Source organism: Halobacteriovoraceae bacterium (assembly GCA_020635115.1).
Taxonomy (GTDB): domain Bacteria; phylum Bdellovibrionota; class Bacteriovoracia; order Bacteriovoracales; family Bacteriovoracaceae; genus JACKAK01.
The window spans coordinates 233,931-259,159 of sequence record JACKAK010000001.1; the positions used below are offsets into that span (position 1 = coordinate 233,931).

25 protein-coding genes are annotated in these 25,229 nt (G+C 32.7%); 3 read left to right on the forward strand and 22 right to left on the reverse strand.

Features of this window, described 5'->3' with window-relative positions; translation table 11 throughout:
• Nucleotides 1-5: 5 nt before the first annotated feature.
• The 21 genes from H6622_01150 to H6622_01250 form a co-directional block, all read right to left on the reverse strand.
• Nucleotides 6-1,508 carry a hypothetical protein gene (locus tag H6622_01150; protein ID MCB9060112.1) on the reverse strand — a complete coding sequence of 501 codons (1,503 nt, stop codon included), beginning with the start codon at nt 1,506-1,508 and terminating at the stop codon, nt 6-8.
• Nucleotides 1,509-1,525: 17 nt separating this feature from the next.
• Nucleotides 1,526-2,014, reverse strand: a complete 489-nt coding sequence (locus H6622_01155; GenBank protein ID MCB9060113.1) for a hypothetical protein — start codon at nt 2,012-2,014, stop codon at nt 1,526-1,528.
• Entirely contained in the window at nt 2,014-3,816 is a 1,803-nt protein-coding gene (locus H6622_01160) for an ATP-binding protein (GenBank protein MCB9060114.1), read from the reverse strand. Before H6622_01160 ends, H6622_01155 begins: the two co-directional genes overlap by 1 nt.
• Before the next feature lie 5 nt (nt 3,817-3,821).
• Nucleotides 3,822-4,646, reverse strand: coding sequence for a hypothetical protein (locus H6622_01165; protein MCB9060115.1), 825 nt, complete (start codon nt 4,644-4,646; stop codon nt 3,822-3,824).
• The gene (locus H6622_01170; GenBank protein MCB9060116.1) at nt 4,643-5,677 is read right to left on the reverse strand and encodes a hypothetical protein; all 1,035 of its coding nucleotides are present in this window, start codon (nt 5,675-5,677) and stop codon (nt 4,643-4,645) included. Before H6622_01170 ends, H6622_01165 begins: the two co-directional genes overlap by 4 nt.
• Nucleotides 5,674-7,470, reverse strand: coding sequence for a VWA domain-containing protein (locus H6622_01175; GenBank protein ID MCB9060117.1), 1,797 nt, complete (start codon nt 7,468-7,470; stop codon nt 5,674-5,676). The genes H6622_01170 and H6622_01175 overlap by 4 nt, the downstream gene beginning before the upstream one ends.
• Complete coding sequence (locus H6622_01180) at nt 7,467-7,940, reverse strand: hypothetical protein (protein MCB9060118.1); 474 nt, start codon at nt 7,938-7,940, stop codon at nt 7,467-7,469. Before H6622_01180 ends, H6622_01175 begins: the two co-directional genes overlap by 4 nt.
• Complete coding sequence (locus tag H6622_01185) at nt 7,941-9,434, reverse strand: hypothetical protein (protein ID MCB9060119.1); 1,494 nt, start codon at nt 9,432-9,434, stop codon at nt 7,941-7,943. It lies immediately after the preceding gene.
• Nucleotides 9,424-10,041: a hypothetical protein gene (locus H6622_01190; protein MCB9060120.1), complete on the reverse strand. Its 618-nt coding sequence runs from the start codon at nt 10,039-10,041 to the stop codon at nt 9,424-9,426. The genes H6622_01185 and H6622_01190 overlap by 11 nt, the downstream gene beginning before the upstream one ends.
• Nucleotides 10,031-11,764 carry a baseplate J/gp47 family protein gene (locus H6622_01195; GenBank protein ID MCB9060121.1) on the reverse strand — a complete coding sequence of 578 codons (1,734 nt, stop codon included), beginning with the start codon at nt 11,762-11,764 and terminating at the stop codon, nt 10,031-10,033. Before H6622_01195 ends, H6622_01190 begins: the two co-directional genes overlap by 11 nt.
• A complete protein-coding gene (locus tag H6622_01200) occupies nt 11,761-12,144 on the reverse strand; it encodes a GPW/gp25 family protein (GenBank protein ID MCB9060122.1) in 384 nt (127 codons plus the stop codon). The genes H6622_01195 and H6622_01200 overlap by 4 nt, the downstream gene beginning before the upstream one ends.
• On the reverse strand, nt 12,134-12,931 hold the full coding sequence (locus H6622_01205) for a pentapeptide repeat-containing protein (protein MCB9060123.1): 798 nt from the start codon (nt 12,929-12,931) through the stop codon (nt 12,134-12,136). The genes H6622_01200 and H6622_01205 overlap by 11 nt, the downstream gene beginning before the upstream one ends.
• The gene (locus H6622_01210) at nt 12,928-14,040 is read right to left on the reverse strand and encodes a hypothetical protein (protein MCB9060124.1); all 1,113 of its coding nucleotides are present in this window, start codon (nt 14,038-14,040) and stop codon (nt 12,928-12,930) included. Before H6622_01210 ends, H6622_01205 begins: the two co-directional genes overlap by 4 nt.
• Nucleotides 14,037-14,894 (reverse strand): hypothetical protein, encoded by an 858-nt coding sequence (locus tag H6622_01215; protein ID MCB9060125.1) that lies wholly within the window; start codon nt 14,892-14,894, stop codon nt 14,037-14,039. Before H6622_01215 ends, H6622_01210 begins: the two co-directional genes overlap by 4 nt.
• Nucleotides 14,884-15,075, reverse strand: a complete 192-nt coding sequence (locus H6622_01220) for a DUF2997 domain-containing protein (GenBank protein MCB9060126.1) — start codon at nt 15,073-15,075, stop codon at nt 14,884-14,886. Before H6622_01220 ends, H6622_01215 begins: the two co-directional genes overlap by 11 nt.
• Nucleotides 15,069-15,461, reverse strand: a complete 393-nt coding sequence (locus H6622_01225) for a DUF1257 domain-containing protein (GenBank protein MCB9060127.1) — start codon at nt 15,459-15,461, stop codon at nt 15,069-15,071. Before H6622_01225 ends, H6622_01220 begins: the two co-directional genes overlap by 7 nt.
• Nucleotides 15,462-16,979, reverse strand: a complete 1,518-nt coding sequence (locus tag H6622_01230) for an AAA family ATPase (GenBank protein ID MCB9060128.1) — start codon at nt 16,977-16,979, stop codon at nt 15,462-15,464. It lies immediately after the preceding gene.
• 17 nt (nt 16,980-16,996) lie between these two features.
• Complete coding sequence (locus H6622_01235) at nt 16,997-17,440, reverse strand: phage tail protein (protein ID MCB9060129.1); 444 nt, start codon at nt 17,438-17,440, stop codon at nt 16,997-16,999.
• Nucleotides 17,441-17,462: 22 nt separating this feature from the next.
• Nucleotides 17,463-18,536, reverse strand: coding sequence for a phage tail sheath family protein (locus H6622_01240; protein ID MCB9060130.1), 1,074 nt, complete (start codon nt 18,534-18,536; stop codon nt 17,463-17,465).
• A gap of 59 nt (nt 18,537-18,595) precedes the next feature.
• Complete coding sequence (locus H6622_01245; GenBank protein ID MCB9060131.1) at nt 18,596-19,252, reverse strand: hypothetical protein; 657 nt, start codon at nt 19,250-19,252, stop codon at nt 18,596-18,598.
• 313 nt (nt 19,253-19,565) lie between these two features.
• Entirely contained in the window at nt 19,566-20,501 is a 936-nt protein-coding gene (locus tag H6622_01250) for a hypothetical protein (GenBank protein ID MCB9060132.1), read from the reverse strand.
• Nucleotides 20,502-20,826: 325 nt separating this feature from the next.
• On the opposite strand from H6622_01250, the gene H6622_01255 reads away from it, so the two are divergent.
• From H6622_01255 to H6622_01265, 3 genes are read left to right on the forward strand one after another with little or no spacing between them, the layout of a single operon-like run.
• Nucleotides 20,827-21,921: a class I SAM-dependent RNA methyltransferase gene (locus tag H6622_01255; protein ID MCB9060133.1), complete on the forward strand. Its 1,095-nt coding sequence runs from the start codon at nt 20,827-20,829 to the stop codon at nt 21,919-21,921.
• A 54-nt stretch (nt 21,922-21,975) separates the two neighbouring features.
• Entirely contained in the window at nt 21,976-22,821 is an 846-nt protein-coding gene (locus tag H6622_01260; GenBank protein ID MCB9060134.1) for a tetratricopeptide repeat protein, read from the forward strand.
• Between the two features lie 13 nt (nt 22,822-22,834).
• Nucleotides 22,835-24,073: a helix-turn-helix domain-containing protein gene (locus H6622_01265; GenBank protein MCB9060135.1), complete on the forward strand. Its 1,239-nt coding sequence runs from the start codon at nt 22,835-22,837 to the stop codon at nt 24,071-24,073.
• Here the strand turns inward: H6622_01265 and H6622_01270 are convergent.
• Nucleotides 24,070-25,218, reverse strand: a complete 1,149-nt coding sequence (locus H6622_01270; protein ID MCB9060136.1) for an LptF/LptG family permease — start codon at nt 25,216-25,218, stop codon at nt 24,070-24,072. The two genes, H6622_01265 and H6622_01270, sit on opposite strands and share 4 nt — an antisense overlap.
• Nucleotides 25,219-25,229 lie beyond the last annotated feature (11 nt).

Genomic DNA, 25,229 nt, shown 5'->3' on the forward strand with positions numbered 1-25,229 from the left:
AACCTTCAATTTAACTTTGAATAACCTATAATCGCCAATCTACACTCGATTCTAGTAGGAATACCAAATGAATTATACTCACAACACGCGCTTTCAAAATCTTTAATTCTCCCAAAGAAATACTGACCTTTCCCTAGCGGAACAGCAAGCATATATGGACGAAATTTGTCAACGCCACTTCTATCATTCAAGTCTTTATCGTCTTTTTCTTCTTTTAAAAATATACTACCCATTGAAGAATAGAAGAAATCACGCATATCTTCTGAGTTTATTTTAAAAACCTTATCTTCAACCTCAAAGGATGAAAGTAGATTCGTTTCTAATTTATTTTGGATATCGGGATGGTACAGAAGTTCAAATTCTTGATCCAATGGATCTTTGAAATAAAATAAATTATTTATAAATTCTAGAATGTCTTCATATGCAGTTGTTTTTTCCTCTTCTTTTCTAAGGACATAACTCTCTTCCTCAACTTCCAAATTAAATTCTGTAGAACTATTTGACTGAGGAATTATACTTTTATCTTTGTAGCTTCTAAGGACTAACAATGTGAATAAGTTAAATGCATTTATATCTGATAGTATATATTTCCCAGTATTCTTACTCGAAGGAAAAATATTAAATGACAGATACATTATTTGATTATTGTTAAAATCAGCTCTTATAGGGTAGTTTATGAAATGAGTGTTTTTAAATATATTCTGAATTTTATCCGAATCATCAAAAAGCTTTGGATATTTTAGGTCTTTTTTTTCTTCATTATTCCCATCAGGGTAATAAATTTTTTCATCTTGATAAGATGCGATAGTGTACTCACTATTAAGAAATAATGGCATAAATTTATAAACTTCAGAGTTTTCTATATTTCGCATTACTGAATATTTATTTTCCCCAAAAGGCTTGATTTTCTTTAATACAATTGAGTCCATATTCTTATTTTTATAAACGGAAGATTCTTTTAAATCAAAATTACTCGTTTCACAATTAAAACTTAAATTAACATCACTACATGCTAAAGAAACACATATTCGATGGTTCTGTCCATGTGTCAAAATCCACTTGATGTCAACAATATAGCATTCTTCAAGCTCAAGTGAATAAATAAATGAATCTGTCTTATCCAATGAGTTCTCTTTTGAGTAAATGATCCTCGCATTTTTAAGATTTTGATTTTCATTTGATGTGGAATCATAGATTTCAAATAATCTTTTGATTGCAGATACAGTCTTGGCGATAGAACTTGTAGATATAGTTAGCTCAAACTCAGCAGGACATGAAAAAGATGAAAGATACCCAATTTGATTCCAATTATCATCTAAATCAGGTTCTGGATTTTCTTTTGGCCGATTAGGAGGAAGTACATCTTTATTATCTTTTCCTAATTCTTCTTTCGTTTTATGTATACACCTTGAATGGAGACAATAATCTACTTTCAGACCTGTCGTAAGATCACTCATCCTTTCAACTTTAAGACAATTAGTATTTTCAAATGCAAATAGATTGTACATTTCTACCTCGTAGCGTCCTAAGAAGGTCGCTTTGAATTTTCAATAAAATCATAGTGTATGACCAAACTTACATTATGATTGCTCCCTTCACCAACATTTTGAAATGAAAATCCCAAAGGAAAAGCACCAATTAAATCATACTTAAATTCCCCGATTTCATTTGAAAATATAATCTGCATGTCTGTTTTGTAACTTTTCAATAATGGGTCATTTTCTTCACAAAAATTAACTTTTATTTTTTTATGAAGTGACGATAATATTTCAAGTCCATTTAAGTTATCAGTTTTAGTTGGCTGAATTTCCAAAACAACCCGACCTGGCTTCTCACTGGTTGTAGGTAAAAGTTCTTTTATATATTTCTGTTCAGTAAACTTAGATGTTTCTAGCACATCAAATGAAACTCCTAAATTATCAATACTAACCAATTCAATTTTGACAGATTTACCTTTCCCACCATCGCTCTTCGGTAATAGATATAAAAAAGCAGGTTTATGATCATTTCCCATCACTGCACCCCTTCGATTTCTTTAAGAACTTTCATCGAATTTATCTTCTCCCAACTAGGCGAAACATGCTTCCACCACTGTTTATTATTAAAATCATCCTCATAAAGCTCGATTTGAAGCTTTTGAAACTCAAGTCGAATTCCATAGAGAATATCTTTCATCTTCACTTCCTCTTCGCGCAATATAGACTTAGAAAGCGCTAAATTACAAATGTTTTTAATAATTCCACCGGTAACTGTCATTTCTGAAAGAAACTTCAAATCCACATCTGCTGAAATCCCAAAATTATTCTTCAAATGATCTTTCCAAATCTGTAACTTTGCTTTTTCATTAGGTTTTGGAAAAGTTAAATCAAAAGTTATTCTTCTTAGGAAGGCAGGATCTATTTGATCCGCGTTATTTGTTGAAATAATCACTGTCCCATCAAAGTTCTCTAACTCCTGGAGTAGATAATTCACTTCTAAATTTGCATACTTATCATTACTGGACTTTGCATTCATCCTCTTTGAAAAAAGAGACTCTCCCTCATCAAAAAAGATTATCCCCCCACAACCTTTGGCACTTTTAAAGATTCTTCCCAAATTCTTTTGTGTCTCTCCAACATATTTACTCGTGACAGACGCTAAATCAACCCGGTACAGATCAACTCCAAGTTCATTTGCCAGGGCCTCAGCTGCCATGGTTTTTCCAGTTCCACTTGAACCCTTAAAAACACAAACCGTTGCGAGACCTCTTTCATGACTAGCAAAATGCGATAGCTTTTTTCTTTTCATTTGAGAGGAGATAAACATAACGATTTCATGGAGGCGCAATTTTGTTTTTTCTGGAAGAACACAGTCTTCAAACATATAATTAGGTCTGACTTTTCTGGTGTATTTTTCGATATCAATATTATTGTATTTTTTAGCAAGTTTTAAAACTTCATTTTTTGTAACTTTGCCAAAACCACAAGAGGCCTCTAGGCAAATATGGTAGATGTTTTTAAAACTTAAAGGGTAAATTGAAGCAAGCTTGGAAACTTCATCATTTGATAAATCTAAATTAAATTGCTGGTTAAATCCTTCCCATAACTCAAGACCTGAAACTTTGCTCTCTATCACTAGAGGCATGATATATTTAGTGTATTCTTTAGATAGAATTAGAATTCCACCAGTTTGAATGATCTCTTTATCAATAATTATTTTGTCTTCATCTAGTAATAGAACATTTCCGGTAATAAGAGTAAAACATCTCAAATTTTCATATTCATTGATATTTTCTACCTTGGCAATTACCCGGAAAAATCTCAAATTTTTCTCATGAAGGATTCGAGCAATTTCAAAAATATTTCTAAACTCAAATTCATCTTTAAGTAATTCTAAGGATGACTCCCGAAGAGTGGTTAGGTTCAAAAAGCTTTCAATTGTTCCTTGGTTCCAAATTGGAAATGAGTGGATTGGTTTTATTTCACTAATATGAAAGTATAAATTGGATTGAGTAATATCTATGCCTCTTAGATAATCATAGACAATCGACTTAATTGCCACTTGTTCAGTAATTGATTCAAACAGAAATCTAAGTCGTCCCAGTTTTTCGGATGAACCTTTAAATTTGATAAATTCATCAAGAAGATCATTAAATTGGATGTGAAAAGCTAAGAGAATATAAAAAGATTCAATATTATTTAATGAAAGATTTTGCTGTAAGGATTTAAACCTTGCTTCAAACCCTGAAATTTTCATCGTTTCATCAAATACATCCTTGGGAAGAGAATCGCTAAGCCCAAGATTTTTAACAAATGTTGAAAATTCAGTCCTTTTCATTTTTCCTACTTGGTTTTCACCTTTTGAGAAAGTACGACCAGTGGTTGTAATGGTACCATCGGTGGAGAAGAAGGTGCTCCGAGGTTTCCGACATGTGTGTGAGCATTAAAAAGCTGAACAAATGTCTTACCTTTTACAACTGCTTCCATTGCTGCCTCACCAAGTTCTATTCCGCTACTTCCATCCAGTGTGAGTTTTCCACTAGATTTTACTTTTATACTTTTTGAGCTTTGAATTTTTATTTCACTATCAGTAAGCTCAATTTTATTACCGTTAGAATCTTCCATTTTGATATTCTTATCAATTTTTATGGAGGTCCCATCAGCAGTTTTTATTTCAATAAGATTATCTTCTTCACTCATTGAGATTGTGTTTCCTGTTACGTCACCCAGAGTAATTTTTTTATTTTCAATACTTAATTTATGTCCTTTTTGGTGATTCAATTGGATTTTATCCTGCTCACCATCAACATCATCATCAAATATAAGCGTATGACCTGATCTTGTTTTAATTGCTCTAATATTGTTTTTTTCTTGGTTATAATTTTCAATATTTGATTGAAAGGTAGAGTCTATATCTTTATAAATTGATCCAATAACAATGGGTAGATGAAACTGTCCATTTTCAAAAATGACAAATACTTCATCGTTGATTTCAGGGACTGTCCAGTCTCCATAGCCTGTGTGTGAGTTTGGTCTAAGGATTCTGGCCCAAGGACTAGAATTCTCTCCCATACTTTCTCCTAAAAATGGGTATTGTAGTTTTACTCTACCTAAGTTTTCAGGATCTTTATTGTCTACAACTGTTGCAAGAACAATATTCAAATTCATTTTAGACTTCCTCTAGCATTTAAACTTTTTGAGTAGGCAATTTTTTTATCTAAAATACATTGTGATTCTTTTTCATCAATTTGATTAATTTTACAAAGTCCCAAAAACTTTTTGCTCACATATATTTTGAGTTCATTATCGACATTGATTCCCGCACTACTTCCCTTGCCTAGGATTAAGGATGTTTTTCCATTTCCAACAGGCCATACATCTACGATGGGCACGTCGACTAGATTCATAACTTCTTCTGATTGTTTTGTTTCACTTGTTTTCGTTTTAACTAAACTAATGGAATAATTCATACTTGGAGCATACTTGAAAGATTTTAATTTCAAATAGTATTCTCCTTCAAGACTAATATTAATTGGTTTGTTATTGCTAATATTGTACTTGGGAATTAGGTTTCCTTTTTGCATGCGGTACATTTTTATTGTATTTAGTTGGACAGGTGCTCCTTCTACGTTTGAATTAGCATTCACTGAAATTTTGAAATTGCTGAAGTTTTTAACATCAACTTTATACCAGTCGGTTCTATTTCCAAGCGCTGGGTTAAGGTCATCCTTTACGACACCTTCCTTAAGTTCTTTTGCTCCAGCATAGTCCATTTCAGAATCTTGTTGATCTTTTTTATGAGGAGGTGAATAGAAGATATATCCTTCAAGGTCTGTACGAGGAGTATTAGATTCATAAAAAAATGATAACGCATAATTGCCTGGAGCTAAATTTGTATAGCTTTCAGCGACCATAAAATCTCTACTTTGGCGACATGAAAATTTGTATGGCCCATATGTTTTGAATCTTGAAGCAATGACAAGTTTAGGTAATTTAATTCCACTTTTGTAAGAACAATATTTTTCATAATCTTTTGGAAGTTTGGCCATAATTTGTATTGATCCATCAATATAGTCAAATTGATAACCGCTAAGTTGTACTAATGTATTCACTTCATGTATTTTAAGTCTGTTTGACCTTTGTAAAACCGAGCAACTACTAAGAAGGCCAATTATGGTTAAGGTTAATAAGAATTTCATGAATGACTCCCGGCAAATAAAAATTTAAACACGTAATGCCCTATTTTGATTTCATCCCCAATTTTGAGAAATGTTTCTTTTTTCAGTAATTTTCCATTTAATAAGACTAAAGTATCTAATGAAGGTTTGAGTTCATAAGTTAATGGTGCCCTTCTTTCAATTTTAATATTTTGATTATTTGGAGTTTGAGCGAGACGAAAGTTATTTTTAAGTCCGCCTCCAATCAATACTTGTCTGTTTTCAAGAGTTAAAACTTGAGTTTGATAAAAGGGATGTTTAATAATAAGAATTGGAAAATTTCCTTTTACAGCAAATAAGTCTCCAATCCATTTTCTTGATAAGACAGATTTTTTATCTTGTCCGATTAAAGGTTTATAGTATCTGTAAACTAAATAAATTAAAAGAATTATACATAACACTGCTGCGAGAATCTTTGAAACAAACCATAACTGTTTTCTGAATTTAACTTCAGGGTTGATTGAGATCATGAGATTAGTTCGTAGAGAGTATTTTTTGTCAGTATTGGTAAAATTAATAACAAGTGGATAAGCTCCATATTCGAAATTTATAGGAAGCAACATTTCCACCACGAAGTTCCAATAAAACTCTATATGATCAATGATATTAATATCATCAGAATTTTTCCAAAGAATTGAAGATTCATCTTCTAATCTTAAATTTTCTATAACGTTTCGTTTTAAATCTTCATTTAAAAAAGGAGTATAGGCAAAGACGGAAACGTTATAATTTTTTGATCTATAAAGATCTTTCACCCGATCAGCGTCAAGGTCTCTCACTGGCCCTGCGTTTCCTGAAGAAATAACAATCATGTGTCTTTTGGTTTGAGGAGCAAGGGCATCCATGGTCTGGGCCATTGAGTGAATACCTTGGTTTATACTCAAAGATAATGCTTGTTCTTCACATGAGAAGAATTTTGAAGTCGCTTTGAGGCCTGAAGCTTTCTTTCCTTTAAAAATATTTTGAAAATGATTCTCCCCATTAATTTTCTTATTAAATACTGTTAAACTGATTAGTGATTCTGGAGATACTTTATTAATAAATTTCAGGATTGCATTATTAATAGGTTTTTCAAATTTTCTTCTCTCACATGATGAACTATTATCAATTAAAAAGACGTATTCAGTTTGTTGTGGACCCATTTTTTTAATATTTAAATTAAGCTTTTCAACTCCCACTAATAAGCTTGCTAAAGTTTTTTCTTTGGATAGAGATGAAACACCTTTAATGGGATAAGTTATTGAAAAGTCTTCATCGCCGACAGCTTTGGTCTCAAGATCAGAGGTAATAATAATTTCATCATTATTGCTATTTTCCTGGGCAACAATTGTGTTATTTAAAAAGGTAATAGCAAAAAGTAATATTGCGATTGAGTGAAGAAATACTTGTGTCTGAAAAGTTCTATTTGTGATGAGTCTAAGTTGATAGAATCTGTTCATCAATTCAATTTTTTCTCCATGGCAGTAATCGGTGATTTTATCATCTATATTTATGACAGCATTACAGTCTTTAATATCTGCTGTAGCATAGAGTTCTGTGTTGGGATTTCTCATTTTGCAAATTATGAGATCATCACCATCAAAGGAGATATAGTTTCTTCCTTTATGAAGGGCGAAAACTCGTCCATTTTCATCAATAAGCCATCCAACCTCAGGACTATTGGGTGTTTCCTTATAGGCGACTGGAGGTAGTTTTTCTCTGTTATTGTATTTATGAAATACAAGTTTTGCCTTGGCCCATCTGGTGGATAATTTCTCGAAGACATCACTAATCATTGGATACCTCCTAGTTTAATGAATACGAAATCAGCACCGAGAAAGGAAATTTCATCATGATCAAATATTTGAGCTGATTCGGTTTCTTGTCCGTTGACGATCAGAGGATAACTGAAATTGTCAGTTGTCACGATCACTGATTCGCCATTATATTTAACATACATTGTGGCCTCACATAGATCGGTCGAATTAATCACAATATCGCTGTTAATTTTAGTACTTACAGAGGTTATTTTCTTTGAAAGTTTAATATTTTCAATTTCGTTTTTCCCTTTGAGAACAACTAATGTTCCATATGGAAAAGTTTGAACATCTTCAATTTTACAATTGTAGTGGGCGTAGGGGTCTGCTCCTTGCCATTCTGCAAGCATAGGAAGTCCATCGCGATTATAAGTTACCTCATTATCGTGGGCCTTAATAAGCTCACATGAAGAATGATAAATTGCAGACAAAAAATTTATAATACTCATTTATAAATCCTTTGTTTCACTTTCTTGGTACATAGTTACTTCTAAGATACCAACGTCTAAGTCTGTGTTATTTACTTGGATGGTGAGTAAATTATCTCCATCTATTATTTTACTTGGATTAATGAGGGCCCCTAAATTGATGGCCTGGTTTACGAGTTCAGCAGAGGAAACATTAAAATCTTGTATTGGCTGTCCATTCATTATAAAAGTTAAAGATAGAGCTCCTCTTCTTTTTAAACATTTAAGCATGATGATGGCCAATTTATCATTTGTGAGATTGGCCAGATTAATTTCAATAGATCCCTTACCAACAAATTGACCTTTTATTGTCTCACTTTTTCCTTCACCCAAATTTACTTCGACGATTCTTTGGACAGTAAAATCAGAATTAATGGCCAATCTTTCTTTGAAATCAGTACTTCCAATAGAGTCAATTTTTTTGAAGATAGTTCCACCGAAAGAGTGTTTTCTATGATAGCCAAATGGGAATGCCTTTATATCGGCCAAAGACTCTTGGATAAGAGTATTTTTAGCATCAAGAGAATCAATTTTAATTAAGTGTGTTCTTAGATATGAAGCAAGCTCAGACAATGCTTTGAAATTATTCATATTAACATTGTCATCTTCACTTTTAAGACTCTCGGCCAAGGCAAAGAGATCTTGCCATACTTGCTCATAATCTCTTTGAGCATCTCTAGTGAGGTGTCTTAAATCTTCAACAAGATCGTTAAAGACTTTGTGAGTTTCCATGAGTAAATAAGAAATTTTGCTCATAATAAAAAATCTGTCTGAAATTTCAGCTTCAAGATAGACGACTCTGTCTATGCATCGAGGAAGACTTTTGAGTCCAACAAAGACGGTACCGACCTGAATTAAGGATGCTCTAAAGTCACTCACATATGTTTTTGCATTTTTTTGAAATGTATAGTCTACGAAATATCTGTTAAAAGAGTAGTAATAGGGTCTTAGGCAAGTATAAATGACACCAGGAGTATCGGATACTTCATTTTGAACTGTAAGTCTTTCAACATTTTTATCAAGTTTCACATGACCGATTGCTATTCCGTTTGCTGGAACTTCTTTTGAAATTCCAACTTTTCCAATATTTGTACGGTATTGGTGTCCACCGAGTTCAGGTATTTCATGATCGGTAACGGGATTTTCTAGTATTTGTTCTTCATAGGCGTAGAGAACAAACTGTTGAGGATCTTTTGCAACGATTCCATTTAAATTCATTAAGATGGGTTCATTGAATATGATCAATTGACCAAAATTCCCTAAAACAGCTCCTGGCATAATTGCAATCATTAATGGATCATTTTCAGAAACGATAATATTTAATTCATCCCCGTAACCTTTAACGATCCCTCTTCCACCGGAAGTAATATGCTCAATAACTTCATCTCTTTGTTTACTGTACTGGCCGATTGAATTTAACTGTTCGGGAACTAATTTTTGGCCAAAATTAAAATGTACACTTTTATCAGTCCACATAATCTAATACCTCTCCAAACTCAATATTGTCTAAAATGATTCCCTCATTTTTACAAATATTGCTCCTAACATCTCTGTTTGTAATATACAATTTGACGTGAGATGGGATTTCTTTTTTTAATAAATGTCTTAGTCCAAGTCGAGTGCTGTCATCTAGTCGTTCATCTAATTCTATAACTAAACTATCAAAATCAGACTCGTTATTAAGTATTCTTCTTGTAGAATTTAAACGTGATTCTCCAAGAATGTATGCACTCATTGGAGCAGGTCCCTGAATCAATCTGCATCTAGAGTTGGGAAGAACAATATTAAGTAGGATTTTGAGTCCTTTTATTGTTCCTCTCCATGTTGTGTATTCAAGGTAAAATTTAATAAAGTCTTCTTTTTGCTCTTCATCTAAAAATGAAATATCAATTCCAAAAAGGGATTTCCAAAATCCATATTTATCATTTGTAGGGTTTGAATGGAGGAGATTTACAAATTGATTAACTTCATTTTTTGTACTTCTCACTGAATCAAGAAAAGAGTGCCAAAATAGGAACATATCTTTTTTATCTTGTTCAAAGTAGTACTGTTGAAAATGAAAAGGAAATTGATTAGTTGACATAATTTCCCTCCTCAAAATGTACATCTAGCTTTAAACTAGGTAGTTCGTTTAAATTTAGTTTGTGAATTTTCTTTGATACTCCAGATCGATTATCTATGAGAAAGATATCTTTCACAAAAAACACATTTTCAATATCCATAATATACTTTGTGAGGTGATCGATATCGATGTTTATACCTGGAGCGACTTTTAGTCCTTGCTCACTATAGACGCTAAAATACTCTCTGATTTTATTTCTAATATCTTGAATTTCTTGTTTATTGATTTGTTTAAGATAAATTGTGGCCTGAAACAATAACTCTTTGAGTGAAAGTTTTTCAACATTTACTCTTGTTCCGATAAGTACCCTGTCTTCTAAATATTCTTTTAACGTATAAATATCACTATCGATGGGTAGATAATCAAGTTCTTTACTGTTTTTACTGTATTCAGCTTTTATCAAAGGATAAACATTTACGATATTATGTTTGCCACTTTGGCAATAGACTTTGCCTATTCTTGGAGAAGAAGTCATTGAAATATTAATAAAGTCATCAAGAGTGATGGCCCTATCTTTATTTTTAAGCAGTCCTGAAAACTGAGAATATAGCTTTTCACTATCAGAATAATTTGTACCACCGGTAGGGGCATCTACAAATTCGACACGATCAATGAGGTTTTTTTGCTTTTCTAAGTGGATTGGTGCAGAGATGTCTAAATTGGCGGCAGAGCCATTAGTCAATTCAAGTGATTCGATTACAACATTATCAAACCCAACTGGACATAATCTTCCTCTTACTCCATCTCCAAATTTGATAACCCCTTTGGCAGTATCAAATGTAAAATGAGAAGAGTTTTCGTTAGATAAGAAAAAACTTTCTACACAATGCCAGGTTTCAGTGATATCAAATTCGCCGTTGTATATTTTTAAAGTAAACTCGTTAAAGACCTGTTCACTAGGCAAGGTGAATTCTTGATGTGGTCTAGCTGTACCAGGGCCAAGACATATTTTTTTCAAAGTCTTTATATTTTCAACTTCTACGACATTTGGAATGACTCTTCGAACGGGAAGAATTTCAGAATAATTATTCCACTCCATTTCAAGCCAAAAGGCATTCACGCCATCTATTTCAGATTTTTCAATGAAAGTTGCTGAGGTATACAATTTAAAATATCCAGATTTAGAATATCCTTTTGTACAACATTCACTACTAATAAAGCGTTTTTCATTTTTTATAATATTATTAAATCTAACTTGTCCAAAATTGAGTGGATTTTCAAGTTCAACAAAGAGATTAATATTTACTCTGCCCGGAAATTTTTCAAGTCCTATAAGGCATGAACCATTTTGATTTCTTAAGTAGATTTCTCCATGATCACAAATTGTAACAGGGTCAGTTGAGCGAAAAGTAATATTATCAACAGATTTAAACTCAGTATGCACATCTAAAAGTGTATGTTCTTGATCTTTGAGTAAATTTTTAGGAATAATTTTTACTATTCCCTTGGCCGGTTTTGCCTTTCTGCAGTTGAGACCAAACAAGAGAGGAAGTTGGTTAACGACCTCATTTGGAATTTGGTGTATTTCGTTTTCAATTTCCGCACAGCTTAAAGCGATGGCCTCAGAAAGAATACTGATCGGGTTTCCGGCACTTGTAAAATCCCAATCTGGATAGATTTCACTCAGTTTTTTATTAATTTTATCATGATACTTTGAAGCAAGCTGAATATTAGGTGTTTTCATGATAACACCACCAAAGGAAACTCAAACGTACTAGAACTATTGAGTTCATTAATTGTATAATTGATCATTACTCTTTTTTGGGAGATTTCATCATTTGCGTAATCAACACTATTAACAGTAATTCTAGGTTCATTTTTAGTAAGTGAGTTTTTAATTTCACTACACATATTTCTGGCCATTCCGGATTTATTTAGCTGATAAAAATATTTTGAAATTTCACAGCCATATTCTGGTCTGAGTGCTCTTTCACCTTTTTCAGTGATAAGGCAGTGGTAAATATTTTGTCTAATATCATCTTCTAAATTGATTTCTTCCAAAGGTGCAAGCATCTTTTGGGTATTGGAATCTAATCGACCTAAACCTAAGTATTTACAGTTCATCGCCCATCCCTTCAAATTCTAGTGCATCAAACCTTGTTGGTTGAATAGGTTTTGATGGCATACTAGGAGCTTTGGGTTCAACTGGTTTGATGGGTGTTTCAATTGTTTTGTTTGGAATACTGGCAATTTCTTGTTTTTCTGAGATATTTTCAGTATTTATTTTTCTTGAAACCGACCATTTTTTTATAAACATATTATTCATGTTTAATCTTTTAACTTGATAGGCGTCTAATTCACAATCGATAAATATACAATTTTCAAATTTGCAAACGTCAAGATCCAATTTGGTAAAAGGCACTCTTAGAAAAGTACAACCAATGAAGTTTGTATTGGATAGCGTTGCAGAAAAATCTTCAATTTTGAAAAAACAAGATCTAAATTCACAGTAGGATAAATCAATGAACTGAAGTTTACAGTTTGTAAATTCACTAAAAGAGGCCTCAGTGTTTCTAAAATCACAGTTCTCTAAGACGCTCTGACGAAAGATACACTTATTCATTAAATTTTTTCTAAATGAACTATTTAAAATATTGGTATTTTCAAATACCGTTGACTCCATTCTACTATCATCGAGATTAGAGTTCGTTATATCAACAAAAGAAAAAGTTGAATTCCCTGTAAACCAAGAAAATAAAACTTTGTTAAATTTTGAATTCTCAAATCGAAGCGGCCCATATTTTTTAAAATCAATTTCAAGCTCATTCATTGAAACATTGGAAAGAGTCGGGGCATTTACTTGAATAAATTCTTCTAAAAAAATATCTTGATGTGCAGTAAATTCTTTCATATTTTCACCGCCGAGTAACTAATATTAAAGTGACTGTTTTTAACATAGCTTAGTTCGATATCAGTTATGCAATATTTTCCTAAAAGCGACTTAGCAAGAGTATCAATTTTACTGGTTTCTTCTTTGAGGGTGAATTCGACCACATGACCAATTTCCAAAACAATATCACTCACAAATTTTATTCTACAATTATTAAGACGGTTTCTATTGTATAAAGCATGTAACTGATCATCCATGTCTACTGAGGCCTGAGAGAAGTTATTTAAATATTCAACTTTGTAGTAACCAAGATCATTTGCATAATCAATTTTGTAAGGTGTATCATCATCCTCTGTTGCATCACCACTAAATGAAGTTGAGGGTTTCAATTCCTTTTTTTCTCTTTTTTCAGTAATACTTTCAATTTGTCCGTTAAGTTCGAGGTAGTTAATGCTGTATTCGAGGTAATCAGGATAATATTGCCCAAGATCTAAAGAGTGTTCGACTGAGAGATCTCTAGAGAATGGGTTTATCAACGAATAGTTCGTAAGTGAATTCTGATAATTAACAGTAAAGAGAAATCCATAATTAGAGCTTGTTTCATAGATAAATTTCAAGAGAGATTTGTTTGAATAATTATATCTAATAATTTGAGTTTCATTAAAATCTGCCCCTAAATTTGCTTCAAGTGCTAAATCTCTGTGAGTAAATTCTTCTAATACAGCTATATTATTTTGCAACAATTCATTTATTTTTATTGGTGCATTATAAGCACTTGAAGCTGGTGGATTAGTATCAAGAATTTTTTGTCCACCCACATAAGTTAAAACAATATTTTTGCCAGATAAGCTTTGATTAGAAAGTATTCCTTTAAAAATGTATTTAAAATTGTCTTCATCATCAGGAGTTTCTTTAAAGCTAACACCAAGTTGAATCATTAAAATATCTTGAAAATGCTCTGAAATTAGTTCATGTCCATGCTTACTTCCGAAGACGATGTGCAATTCATCTATTTGATGACCATTTTTTACTAATTCTAATTTTAAAATATGCTGAAAAAGTTCCTTTTTTCCATTTTCAATAAGGTTATCTTCTTTATCAATGCACTGTAGAATTACTTTGGAAATCATAGTGCCACCTCGCTTGATATTAATAGAGGTGTTGAAGAGCTTTCTAAGACTTGTTCAATTCTTATTTTCTCAATGAATTCAATCTTTCTAGTAATTGTATTAAAAAACTGATTCAAAATAGAAAAATATATTTGTCCCTTTTTTTTCAATTCACTTAGAAAGTTTTCAATTGCAACCAGTTCCTTATCCCATCCGGTGAAACTTTCAGTTGTCAAATGTCTAACAATTACTGTTTTATTAAGAATTAATAGTTGTTTGAGAGTTGACATTGTCTTCTTTGCAAAACCACTTGGTAATCCATGAAACTTCTCACATTCAATCGTAATCGCTTTAAAGTCTGGCACAAAGATGTCTACACAATCTTTAAGTTGTTCAATTTGTTCCGAAGATAATATACCTGAAAATTTATAGACAATTTTTCTTTCAGGATTGATCATTTTTATCCTTTTGCAAGTGATGGCAACTGATTGGTTATATGTTGAAATGACAAACTCAACGGGAATATCCTTTTCTAGTTTATAGGCAACGAATTCTACTAATTTTTGAATTAATACTTGCTTTTTAGGAGTAGAATCATAGAAATCATTTTGATAACAAAAATGGCATTTAAATGGGCAGCCATGTACATAAAAAGCAAAAACACCTTTTTTATTATCTATAATTTCCTCTTCCCCAAAAAGCATTCCAAATTGAGTTAAGTATATATAATTAAGATCAGCAGGCTTATTATCTCTATAATCTTCCACACACAGAAGATCTTCTAGAAGATGTTTTTTCCAATGATCAGTTACAACGGACTGTCCATTTGCAGCGAAAAAAACTTGTGAATATCGTTTAGGATATTTAGTCTGCACTATATTCCTCACTCTGAGTGTTTTCTTCATAATAGCTATCTTTGAGTTCTCTTTGCTTAACTTCTCCAAGAGCATTCTCAAGCATCTCTGTCCATTTCTCACATTCATTACCGACGGCATTTTGGACATCCAACTCTACTTTTCCAGTTTTATCTATTTTAATATTTACTTTTTTTACCATTGTGCCACCACCAGTTCGATATTTCCCTCTTCGTCTACAACTTCTTCATCTACTTCGTAGCCCTGTTGTTCTAAAGAATCCTTAACCGTAATATATGAATACTTTTGTAGCAAAGTTTCTTGAACTTTTTTTGTGTCATATTTCATTTTTTCGAGGAGTTCCCAATCGGCAACCAGTTCATAAGTATTGTCTTCTTTTAATCTGAGTCCAATATCATATTTAGTTCCGGTTTTAATAAGAAGTTCTACTGAGGTTTTATCTCCAAAAAAATTTTCGATTGTAAGAGAATCGAGATCACATACAAAGTCAAAACCCAGCTCTTTTAAGGCCTTCTTAAAAAACTCTAAGTTTTTAATTTGCGTTTTAACTTCCGTAAAATGTGACATTTAGCCTCCAAGTTCAACCTGTCTTACGTTAGGTTGTTCACCTTTTTTACTTTCAATACAGTTTGCATCAACTGCACGTTCTTTTCCCCATCGCCTAGTTTCTTCAATTTTTTCTTTCATAGTTATAGCAATTGGAGTGGTTTTTAATAATGCTTCAGAAAGATCATTCATTCTTAGTTCTCTTTCTTCAAAATAAGCATTATATCTAGCATCGATAAGAGCTTGTTCAATTTCAGCTCCACTGAATTCTTTAGAGAACTGGCCAAATTGTTCTTGATTAAAATCTTCAATTTGCCATTTTCTTTTTGAGAGATGAATGTTCAAAATATCAAGTCTATCCTTTTCTTCTGGTAGATCTGCATAGAAAAGTTCATCGAAACGGCCTTTTCTAAGTAATTCAGGAGGTAAAGACCTCACATCATTTGCCGTAGCAAGAACAAATACAGGTTTTTTCTTTTCTTGCATCCAAGTTAAGAAAGTACCAAAAACTCGAACGGTTGTACCACCGTCTCCGCCACCACTTGAAGCACCAGATAGACCTTTTTCAATTTCATCGATCCATAAGATACATGGGGAGACACTTTCTGCTGTTAAGAGGGCCTGTCTTAAGTTCTGTTCACTAGAGCCAACGAGTCCACTAAACACTTTTCCCATATCAAGTCTAAGAAGTGGCATTTTCCAAGCAGCACCAGTACAAAGGGCCGTAAGAGATTTTCCACAACCAGGGGGACCAACGATTAAAATTCCCTTTGGTGTAGGAAGGTTTAATTCTTTAGCGGCCTGAGAAAATCCACCTTTTCTCGTGGCCAACCAATTTTTTAAATAGGCAAGCCCACCAATTTGTCCAAATTTACCCTCAGTTGGGATAAAATCAAGAATTCCTGATTTTTGAACAATCTGGCGTTTTTCTTGAAGTATTTCATCGATTTTGATTTCACCAAATTTCACAAGTGATTTGGCGAAAATATTTTCAACTTCTTCTTGTGTAAGACCCAAAGCACTTTCGATGATATTGCTTTTTTCATCTGCACTTATGCCAAGGGATACACCTAATTCAACAGAGATTTTATCAAAAATTTGAGAGATTTCATCTCTATTGGGAAGAGGGATTTCTACGACCGCAAGTTCCTTAGAAAGTTCGTGAGGAACCGTCAAAGTTGGAGAAATAAATACAACATTTTTCTGACATAGTTTTAAGTCACATGCAAGATCTCTAAGTTTTCTAATAATAGTAGGATCTTTCATGTAAGGGTGGAAGTCTTTTAATAGGAAGCAGACTTTTCCTTTTTGCTCTACAATAAACTGGAGAGCTTTTTCGGGATTAGTTATCCCTTCAATTTTTTTGCTATAGGGGTCATAAAACCCTCTTGTTTTAGTCCAAACAAGAAATTGTCCACCACGAGAATGAGCGATGTTAGAAACCATTGTTTCAACACGAGCTTCTTCAAAGCTTACGCAAAATATCATAGGATATCTTGCTCTTATAAGAATTTCTATGTCTTTTTGTGTTTCTAACATCCTCTATTCCAATTTGATTAAGCAAGTTCAACAGATTGAACGTCTAAAACGATTCTTTCTGATGCTTCAATGCTTCCTTCAGTTGCATTACTTTGTCTTTTTGCAAATTTAGGTGCGATATAATTTGTAGGCCATGTAGCTTGCAAGTTATATCTAATAACCTCTTCATTGCTTTCATTTTTCACAACAATCGAAATGTTTTTCTTTAAATCTTCCGTATTTTTTGTTGTGCAGTCCTTAATCCAATTGAAGAAATCTTTGTTACCAGTGAACTCTCTAGAGATTGTTACACCTGGGTAATCAACATTTCCTCTTTTGCTGACTTTCTCTTTAGTCTTTTCGTCCGGAGTCTGGAAATTTGGAGTAATGTCAATTCCAATCCCATCTACAGAAATCGCCCTAAATGCTGGCATACCATCAATTGTCACTTCGAAATTACCTGTTTGTAGTAGATCACTCATCTTTTTCCTCCTCTACAATTGTTTATTCTTCTTCAACTTTTTGTTGAATATTTATATTTACAAATTCAGCTGGTTTTACAGGTGCGATACCGATATCAATATTTAGGTTTCCTGTTGCAATAGACTCTTCTGGGTTATTTGATTTATCACAAATAACATAGAAAGCTTCTTCTGGAGAATCCCCAACAAGAGCACCATTTGTCCATAAAGTCTTAAGAAACGCAGAAATATTTCTTTTCAAATTACCCCATAAACTAGCATCGTTTGGCTCAAATACGGCCCATTCTGTTCCATCCTGTAATGTTTCACGAACATTTAAGAAAAGTCGTCGAATGTTGATATATCTCCATTCAGCATCATCAGAAAGTGTTCTCGCTCCGTACACTCTGATACCTTTGTCACCAAAGTCTCTGATGACATTGATACCTCTTGGATTTACAACAGCTTGTTCTTCACGAACAAGGCTATATTTAAGGCCATTAACACCTCTAAGAACTTCATTCGCAGGAGCTTTAAAGATTCCTCTTTCACTATCAACTCTTGAGTACAGTCCTGCAACAAAACCACTTGGAGGTTGAGAAACATTTTGTTTTTTCTTTGGATCATAAACTTCTAACCATGGGAAATAACATGCTCCATTGTTAGAAGATTTTGGTCGGTACATTTGATCAAGTCCGCTACTTAATTCCTCTTCACAGTCAAGAATAGCAAAACGGTCACCGAGTTTATCACAATGATCTAAAATAATATTCTGACATTCTTTACTAGTTATACCAGGAGCACAGACAAGGCTAATATCCTTGATACTATTGAAAACATTTAACCCAGTTCTGTGGGCCGGACCTTTGTCCTCTCCCATCAATAAAGCAGTAAGATCGTTGTCTGTTTGACCTTCAGTTTTTGCACCAACATTGCATATATACGCCCTTGAACCACCGTTGGCAAAAAAGCCATAAACCGCATGAGCGAGGTATTCTGAGTCAGCAAAATCCCCAAATACTTTTTCGTATTGTGCCCAGCTTGTAACCATTAAAGATTCACTTACGGGCCCTTTTGCTGATTGTCCAATGAAAGCACAAACAGAACTTCCTTTCATTTCCATTGGTTTGTTTCCACTACTTTTGATGTTTGCGTATACTCCTGGTGCTACGGTACTCACTTAATGTCTCCTGTTTCGGCCTGTTTAGAGGCAAATGTTAAATTTCGCTTTCTTACAATTGATTCTCTCTTAACAATAGTTCCTGTGGATAATGGTACAAGGACGTCAAGAAAAAATATGGGAGTAAGGTTTTCGCTTAGTTTTTCTGATTTTAATAATTGTTTTGTTTGATTTTTTTTCTCTTCAGGGCTTACTAGAAGTTTTAATTGATGATCTTCGAAAGTTAAGAAAGTGTTATCAAAAAAAATACTATAAAGACTTGTTAGGATTTCTTGTGATGGCCTAGAAAATAGCGCCCCTTCTACTAAAATACTGAAATTTAAGCAATATTCTTCAGGTGATTTTCGAAAAACAACTTCATTCTCACCTTCGTATGATCTAATCAACTCTCCCTTCTGAAAATTGGGGTGAACTTTGGATAATTCTGTACAGAGTAGATAGAGTTTTTTTCTTTTAATAAGATCATTTGATGGGTTCCACCAACTTTTTTTATTCGATTCTTTAACAACTTCGAAAGTGTCTGAATCTTTACTCATAGAAACTTCAACATTTATATTGTAGTCTTGCGATAACTGATTAGTTATAAAAATTGCAAGTGAATTTGCAACTTTATCCGTTATCCCATGAATCTTAAGTGGCCCAGTAAAGCTCATGCTAAGCTCCTATTTCTTGAATGAATTCACAATCAATTCAAGCTAAAAGTACACATTCTGACCTTTTGACACATAGTACTCAAATATAAATTTGTTTCAATACTTTTGTAAAAACTTCACCACAAATTTCGTTTTTGAAATCAATTTGGTCATATAAACAATTCAGGAATATACATAATATGTTTATGAATATTCTCCCTGTATATAGTTGGACTAATCTGTCTAAAATTGAGTCACTTTACAACATCAAATTACAGTTGAAAACGAAACAATTCATATCAATTAAGATGAAGAAAATGTCAGGATATTTAACTTAGAAATTAAATATTTTTTCACCCTTGTAAAAGATGTAGTTTGAGCCACTAACAGGATCGACATAAACCTTTAAATTTTTCATACAGTTCTTTAGAGCTTTTGCAATTATTGATACTGTTTTACCTGAAGTAATCAATTTATCCTTATTTTCTTGAAAAGTATTAATCACATAGGTTAACTCATCAATATTTATTTGTTCTAATTCTCTTTTAATATAGAGCTCAGTTTTTTTCTCAAGATCACGTTCATCCATATAGTAGTCATCTATTGTTACATATGAAAAGTATCCAGCAAGAGCTCCAATGAGGACAGTCCAGGCGCTTTTGCTTCTTATTTTTTTCAATAATTCTTCTTTTATTGTAACATTATTAACAGTACCGCCTCTGGCGAATCTTTCTCTTAATACGAGGCCATCAGCTTCTACAGCGCTCTTTTTGAAGTAATATTTCTTAAATAACTTTTCAACGGCCTTATTTGTAACGTATGTAGGAATGAGAGCGGCCAAGATACTAACACTTATATTTCCCAACATAAATTTGATACTTGCTTTCGGTAAATGGAGTTCTGACGATAAATCATCAAACTGGTACTCAAGCTCAGAAGAAAAATACTTTGCGACGTCCTCACTCTTAGGCATAAAGTATTCACCTAGAATAGTACAGTTTGAAGAAATGACTTCAACTCTAGGTTCATTACATAATGCAAAATTGAAGGAATTATCTTTTTCAATCATATAGATTGATGTATTTGATTCATTAGATGTAAAAAGTAATTTCTTATAAGGGTACTCATCATCTTCTGCTATTGAGGAAATTTTTCCTTGAACAACTTCTTTTGGTTCAGTATCCTCAATAGTCTTCTCTCTATAAATTTCATCACATGAATTTAGAAATAAAACACTAGATATTAAAATTGAAAATAAACCAAAATTCATTTCTTCTCCTTATTTTTTACAAAAGCTCAATAACATTTTTGGAATAAAAAGCAATACATTTTATAAAGTTTACAATGCATTAGAATAAACAATACATATTTAACTGATACTTTTTTTATAGAATTTTATTCTTAAATTCAGCATCTTACAATTTCAAGAGTTGGGTTCAATCTCACTTTTTCAAAAATGAAAAAATTGATTCATTTAAAACATCAAAAATTCTACTCATCTTCAAATAAGACATAATGTAAAAGAGTGTAATATTTTTTACTCAGGACCAGCATAACGATTTTACTCTCTGAAACTAAACAGGTATTGAGAATTTATGAACTACAATTTTAAAATTGAACATGTTGATCCCTTAGGGCAAGGGGTTGATAAGCAATATGACAAAATTCACTTTATTCCTCGCACTTTACCTGGAGAAGAAGGAGTCGCAAAACTTTTAAATGAAAGCAAAGGTGTTCGGTTTCTTGAGGTTTTAGAACTAACCAAAAAATCTGTTTCAAGAATTAATGCAAAGTGTAATCACTATCAACATTGCAGGGGATGTGATTATCTCCATATTGATTACACAACTGAGTTAGATTTTAAAAAGAAAACTTTAGTTCGGGAATTTGAGAAAACATCCTTTAAGCTCCCTTTAGTAGAGGTTTTAAGTTCAGAAAATAGGGAAATGCATCGCAATAGAATTCAACTCCATTATGATTTGAAGAAAAATGAGCTTGGATATATTGCAAAAGGAAGTAAGAAGTTAGTATCAGTTCCTAATTGTCTACTGCCAAACGCTGCAATTTCAAGTGAAATCAATAAGTTATATAAGAATGATTCATGGAGAGAAAAAATTGGCCCATCTGCCCCTGCGAGAGGCCATTTGGTTATCTATCAAAAAGATAATGGGGATGAAGTTAAATTTGCAATAAATCAACCCTATAGCGTTGATGGATTTACCCAAGTACACACAGAACTTAACCAATCTTTTCTAAAATCAATAGAAACATCAATTAGTACATTTGCACCTCAAAATATCCTTGAGTTATTTGGGGGAGATGGAAATCTCACTCAAAATTTGAATTGTCCAGTCACGGTAATAGATTTTTACCTCCATAAAATGAGAAAAGATCATCAAAAATTCATACAATTAGATATCTTTAAAGCTGGCAAAGAGGATTTTAAAAAGTTTACAGACTATGATTTTCTGTTGCTTGACCCTCCTAGAAGTGGTTTTTCTGGATTAAGAGACCTTGTTGAGGCCAATAATTTTTCAACTATCGTCTATGTCAGTTGTAATCTACAAACTCTATTAAGAGATGTATCAGGGCTAGTTGGCCAATATTTCATTCACAAATTACAATTAATAGACTTTTTTCCTGGAACAAAACATTTTGAAACTGCCATAATACTTAGAAAGAGTCTTTAAAAAATGTTTAAAGATTTGTACACTATCTATGGTTTAAGTACTCAAGGATGATCCATGGAAAAACTCTTATTAAAATATTTAAATTCAATATTAGTACTCTCACTTTGTTCGTGTTCTTTATTCACTAGCAGAGAAGCCGAAGTTGCAAAGCGTAAATCAGAAATTTTCTATACACACGGCACTCAAGCACTAATGGATAAGGAATATACTAAGGCGTTATCCCACCTATTAAATGCTGAAAAATTGGACTCAGAGAATGCTGATATTCAAATAAATCTTGCAATGGCGTATTTTTATAAGGATGAGAAGGAAACTGCATTAAAGCATTTAAATAAAGCATTAGAAATTGAACCGGAAAATCCTGATGCCAGATCAAATGTGGCCTCGATCTATTTCTCTATGGGTCAGTTGGAAAAGTCTAAAAAACTATATAAGGAGGTCCTTAAAGATCTCACTTATGAAAGAAATTACAGAGTGTATTATAATTTGGGACTGATATCTCTTAAAGAAAACGATAGAGAAGGTGCAACAGAGAATTTTATGTTAGCAATTAAAAGTGAACCGGCATATTGTCCTGCACATTATCAGCTAGGAATAATCAATAAAGAACAGTATAAATATCAGGAAGCACTTGAAAACTTTAATATGGCCACTGAGGGAATCTGCTCAAATCGTCCTGGGCCATTTTATGAGCAGGCGTTGACACTCATGGAATTGAAACAATTCAGAAAGGCCAGGTCTAAAATGAATTATCTCATTCAAAAATTTAATAAATCAGAGTTTGCAAAATATGCCAAAGATAAGTTGAAAACGATTTCTATTCTTGAAAAAAGGGCCGAAAGAATGGATAGAATTGAAGAAAATAGTAAGGCCGAAAAAATTATAACTCCAAATTTTTAATTACCGAGGAATTATGTCAGAAGAAACAAAAACAGAGGAATCTACACCTGAGACATTGGGTGATTATCTTAGGGTGAAGAGAGAAAAAAAGGGACTTTCTTTGAAGGCTATATCTTCAAGAACTAAAATCAGCCTTTCAATGCTTGAGAACTTAGAAAATAATCAAATAGATCGTCTACCAAATTTGACTTATGTGAAAGGTTTTGTGAAATCCTACTCTAAAGTTCTTGGGATAAAGGAGGATCTCCCTCTTGAACTTTTAAAATCAGCATATTCATCTCCTAAAAAGACAGGTGAAATTATAAAGCAAAAAGTTGATTTGGAAGAAAAAGTAGGTAAAGGGATAAACCCATTTGTCGTTATAGGTGGAGGACTTGCTGTTTTAATTATATTAGTTGTTGCATTCACTGGAAGTGAAAAATCAGAAGAAGTTGCAAAAAATGAAGTAAAAGAAGAAATTGAGAAAAAGACCAAATATCAATCGTTAGGTGCAAATACTCCACTTAAGGAAGAGTTGAAAAGTGTAAACACGAAAGTTTCAATTTCGACATTTTCGGACATTGAGAAAAAAGAAAAAACAGATGTGGCCGTTATCGAAAATCAAGAGGAAAAAGAGGATGAAATTCATCAACCAGAAATAATGAATCCTCCAGAAATTAATAAAAAGTCTGTTGAAGTTGAAAAGAAGGTAGTTGAAGTTGAAAAGAAAGTTATTGATAAGCAAGAAAAGAAAGAAGTGAAAAAAGTTGAAGAAGAAGTAGATGAAAGTGAGAAAAAGATAGTTAAGTCTGAAGATAAGTCTGACATAAACTTAAGAAAAATTACATATTCACTTTATTCTGTAAAAAAAGAAACACCTCCAAATGAAATAGAAGAGTTTATTCCTGAAAATTATAGAAATGCTGTTGTCAAGGGTCTTGAAAATGTATTTATTCATGCGCATGCAGGAGATACATGGATCACGTATAAAAAGGATGATGATCCGATAAAACAATTTGTATTAAGAAAAGGCAGAAAATTACTTATTCGTGGAAATGATGTGAGACTCACTATCGGAAATACAAACACTGCGGTCGTTTTCTATAATAATCATTCATTAGATTTTAATCCATCAAAATCAGGTGTAAAAAGTTTTGTTTTTCCTCAAAAAGATGATCAAGATTATTATCTTCCCCTCTTTATTTTTGATGAAAATGGAAATGCTGTGACATCAAATGAATATTTAGCAAAAAGGGATAGTATAAAAAATTAAGATATCCAGTCGAGTTTTTTATATTGTCGCCAAGTAAACAGACCAATGACAATGATAGGTATGAGAAAGCCAGAACCATGCAATTTGCCTGATTTTACAAAACTCATGGCGGTAAAATGCAATACATGAAATAATACGACAAGAAGAAACAAGATGAAGTTTTGGTTTGAAGATTTACCCCTGTTTTTGCGTATTCCGTAGATACAACCTAAAAGAGTAAAGAGAATACATTGTAAGGGCAACACCATGCGAGAATATATCTCAATATATGCTTTATTTAGTGAAGTCCCTTTATAGAAATTATTTTTTATTCTTTCAATTAAAGTCCATGTTGAAAGCATACTAGGTGAAGTAAAATTTTGTTTACGATAAAAGTTATTAAATAATGGAAATTCATATTCTTCAAAGTCAACTTTTTCTATTTTTCCTTTTTCAAGATTTGTTCTAAAGATATTACCTTTTTTTAAAATGAGTCTCACTCTTGTAAGTTCTTTTCCGGACCTTTTTTGTTTCACAAAAACACCATTTTCTGCAATGATGAGTTGTTCAGATTTTCCTTTATTTTTATCTGTTTGAATAAATATTTTTTCTAGTTTATCTCCTTTATCTTTTACAACTTGGGCAAAAAGTATGAGGTTAGGAATATCAACAAAAAATTGTCCCGATTTCAATTGGGTAAATATGTTTTTTGAGGTGACATCTATGACTCTTTCTTTAAAATTTTTATAAGCTCTGGGAACAAGGTCATGTCCTATTAGAAATAACGATAATGAAATAATTCCACCGACAATCAGAAAAGGTCTCATAATCAGGCCCTTCGAAAACCCAAATGACATGAGAGCTACGATTTCAGAATCAGAACTCATTTTTCCAACCGAATAATTGGCCGCAAAGACAATTGCAAGAGGAGCTGCGATGGGTAAAAATGAGAGAGACGCACTGCCAAGAATCTCCACAACTTGATAAAGGCTCGACTCTGATCCTGCAACAAGTCCCGCGATTCTTATAAGTTGAGTCATAACTAGAAACGACATAAAGAAGAGTAATGATATTAAAAATGGAATTACAAAATTTGAGGCCAAGTACTTTGGAATAATTTTAGGGGCCAGATGTTTTAACAAAAGTAACTCCTGTTGTTTAGACAAAGACACAAGCA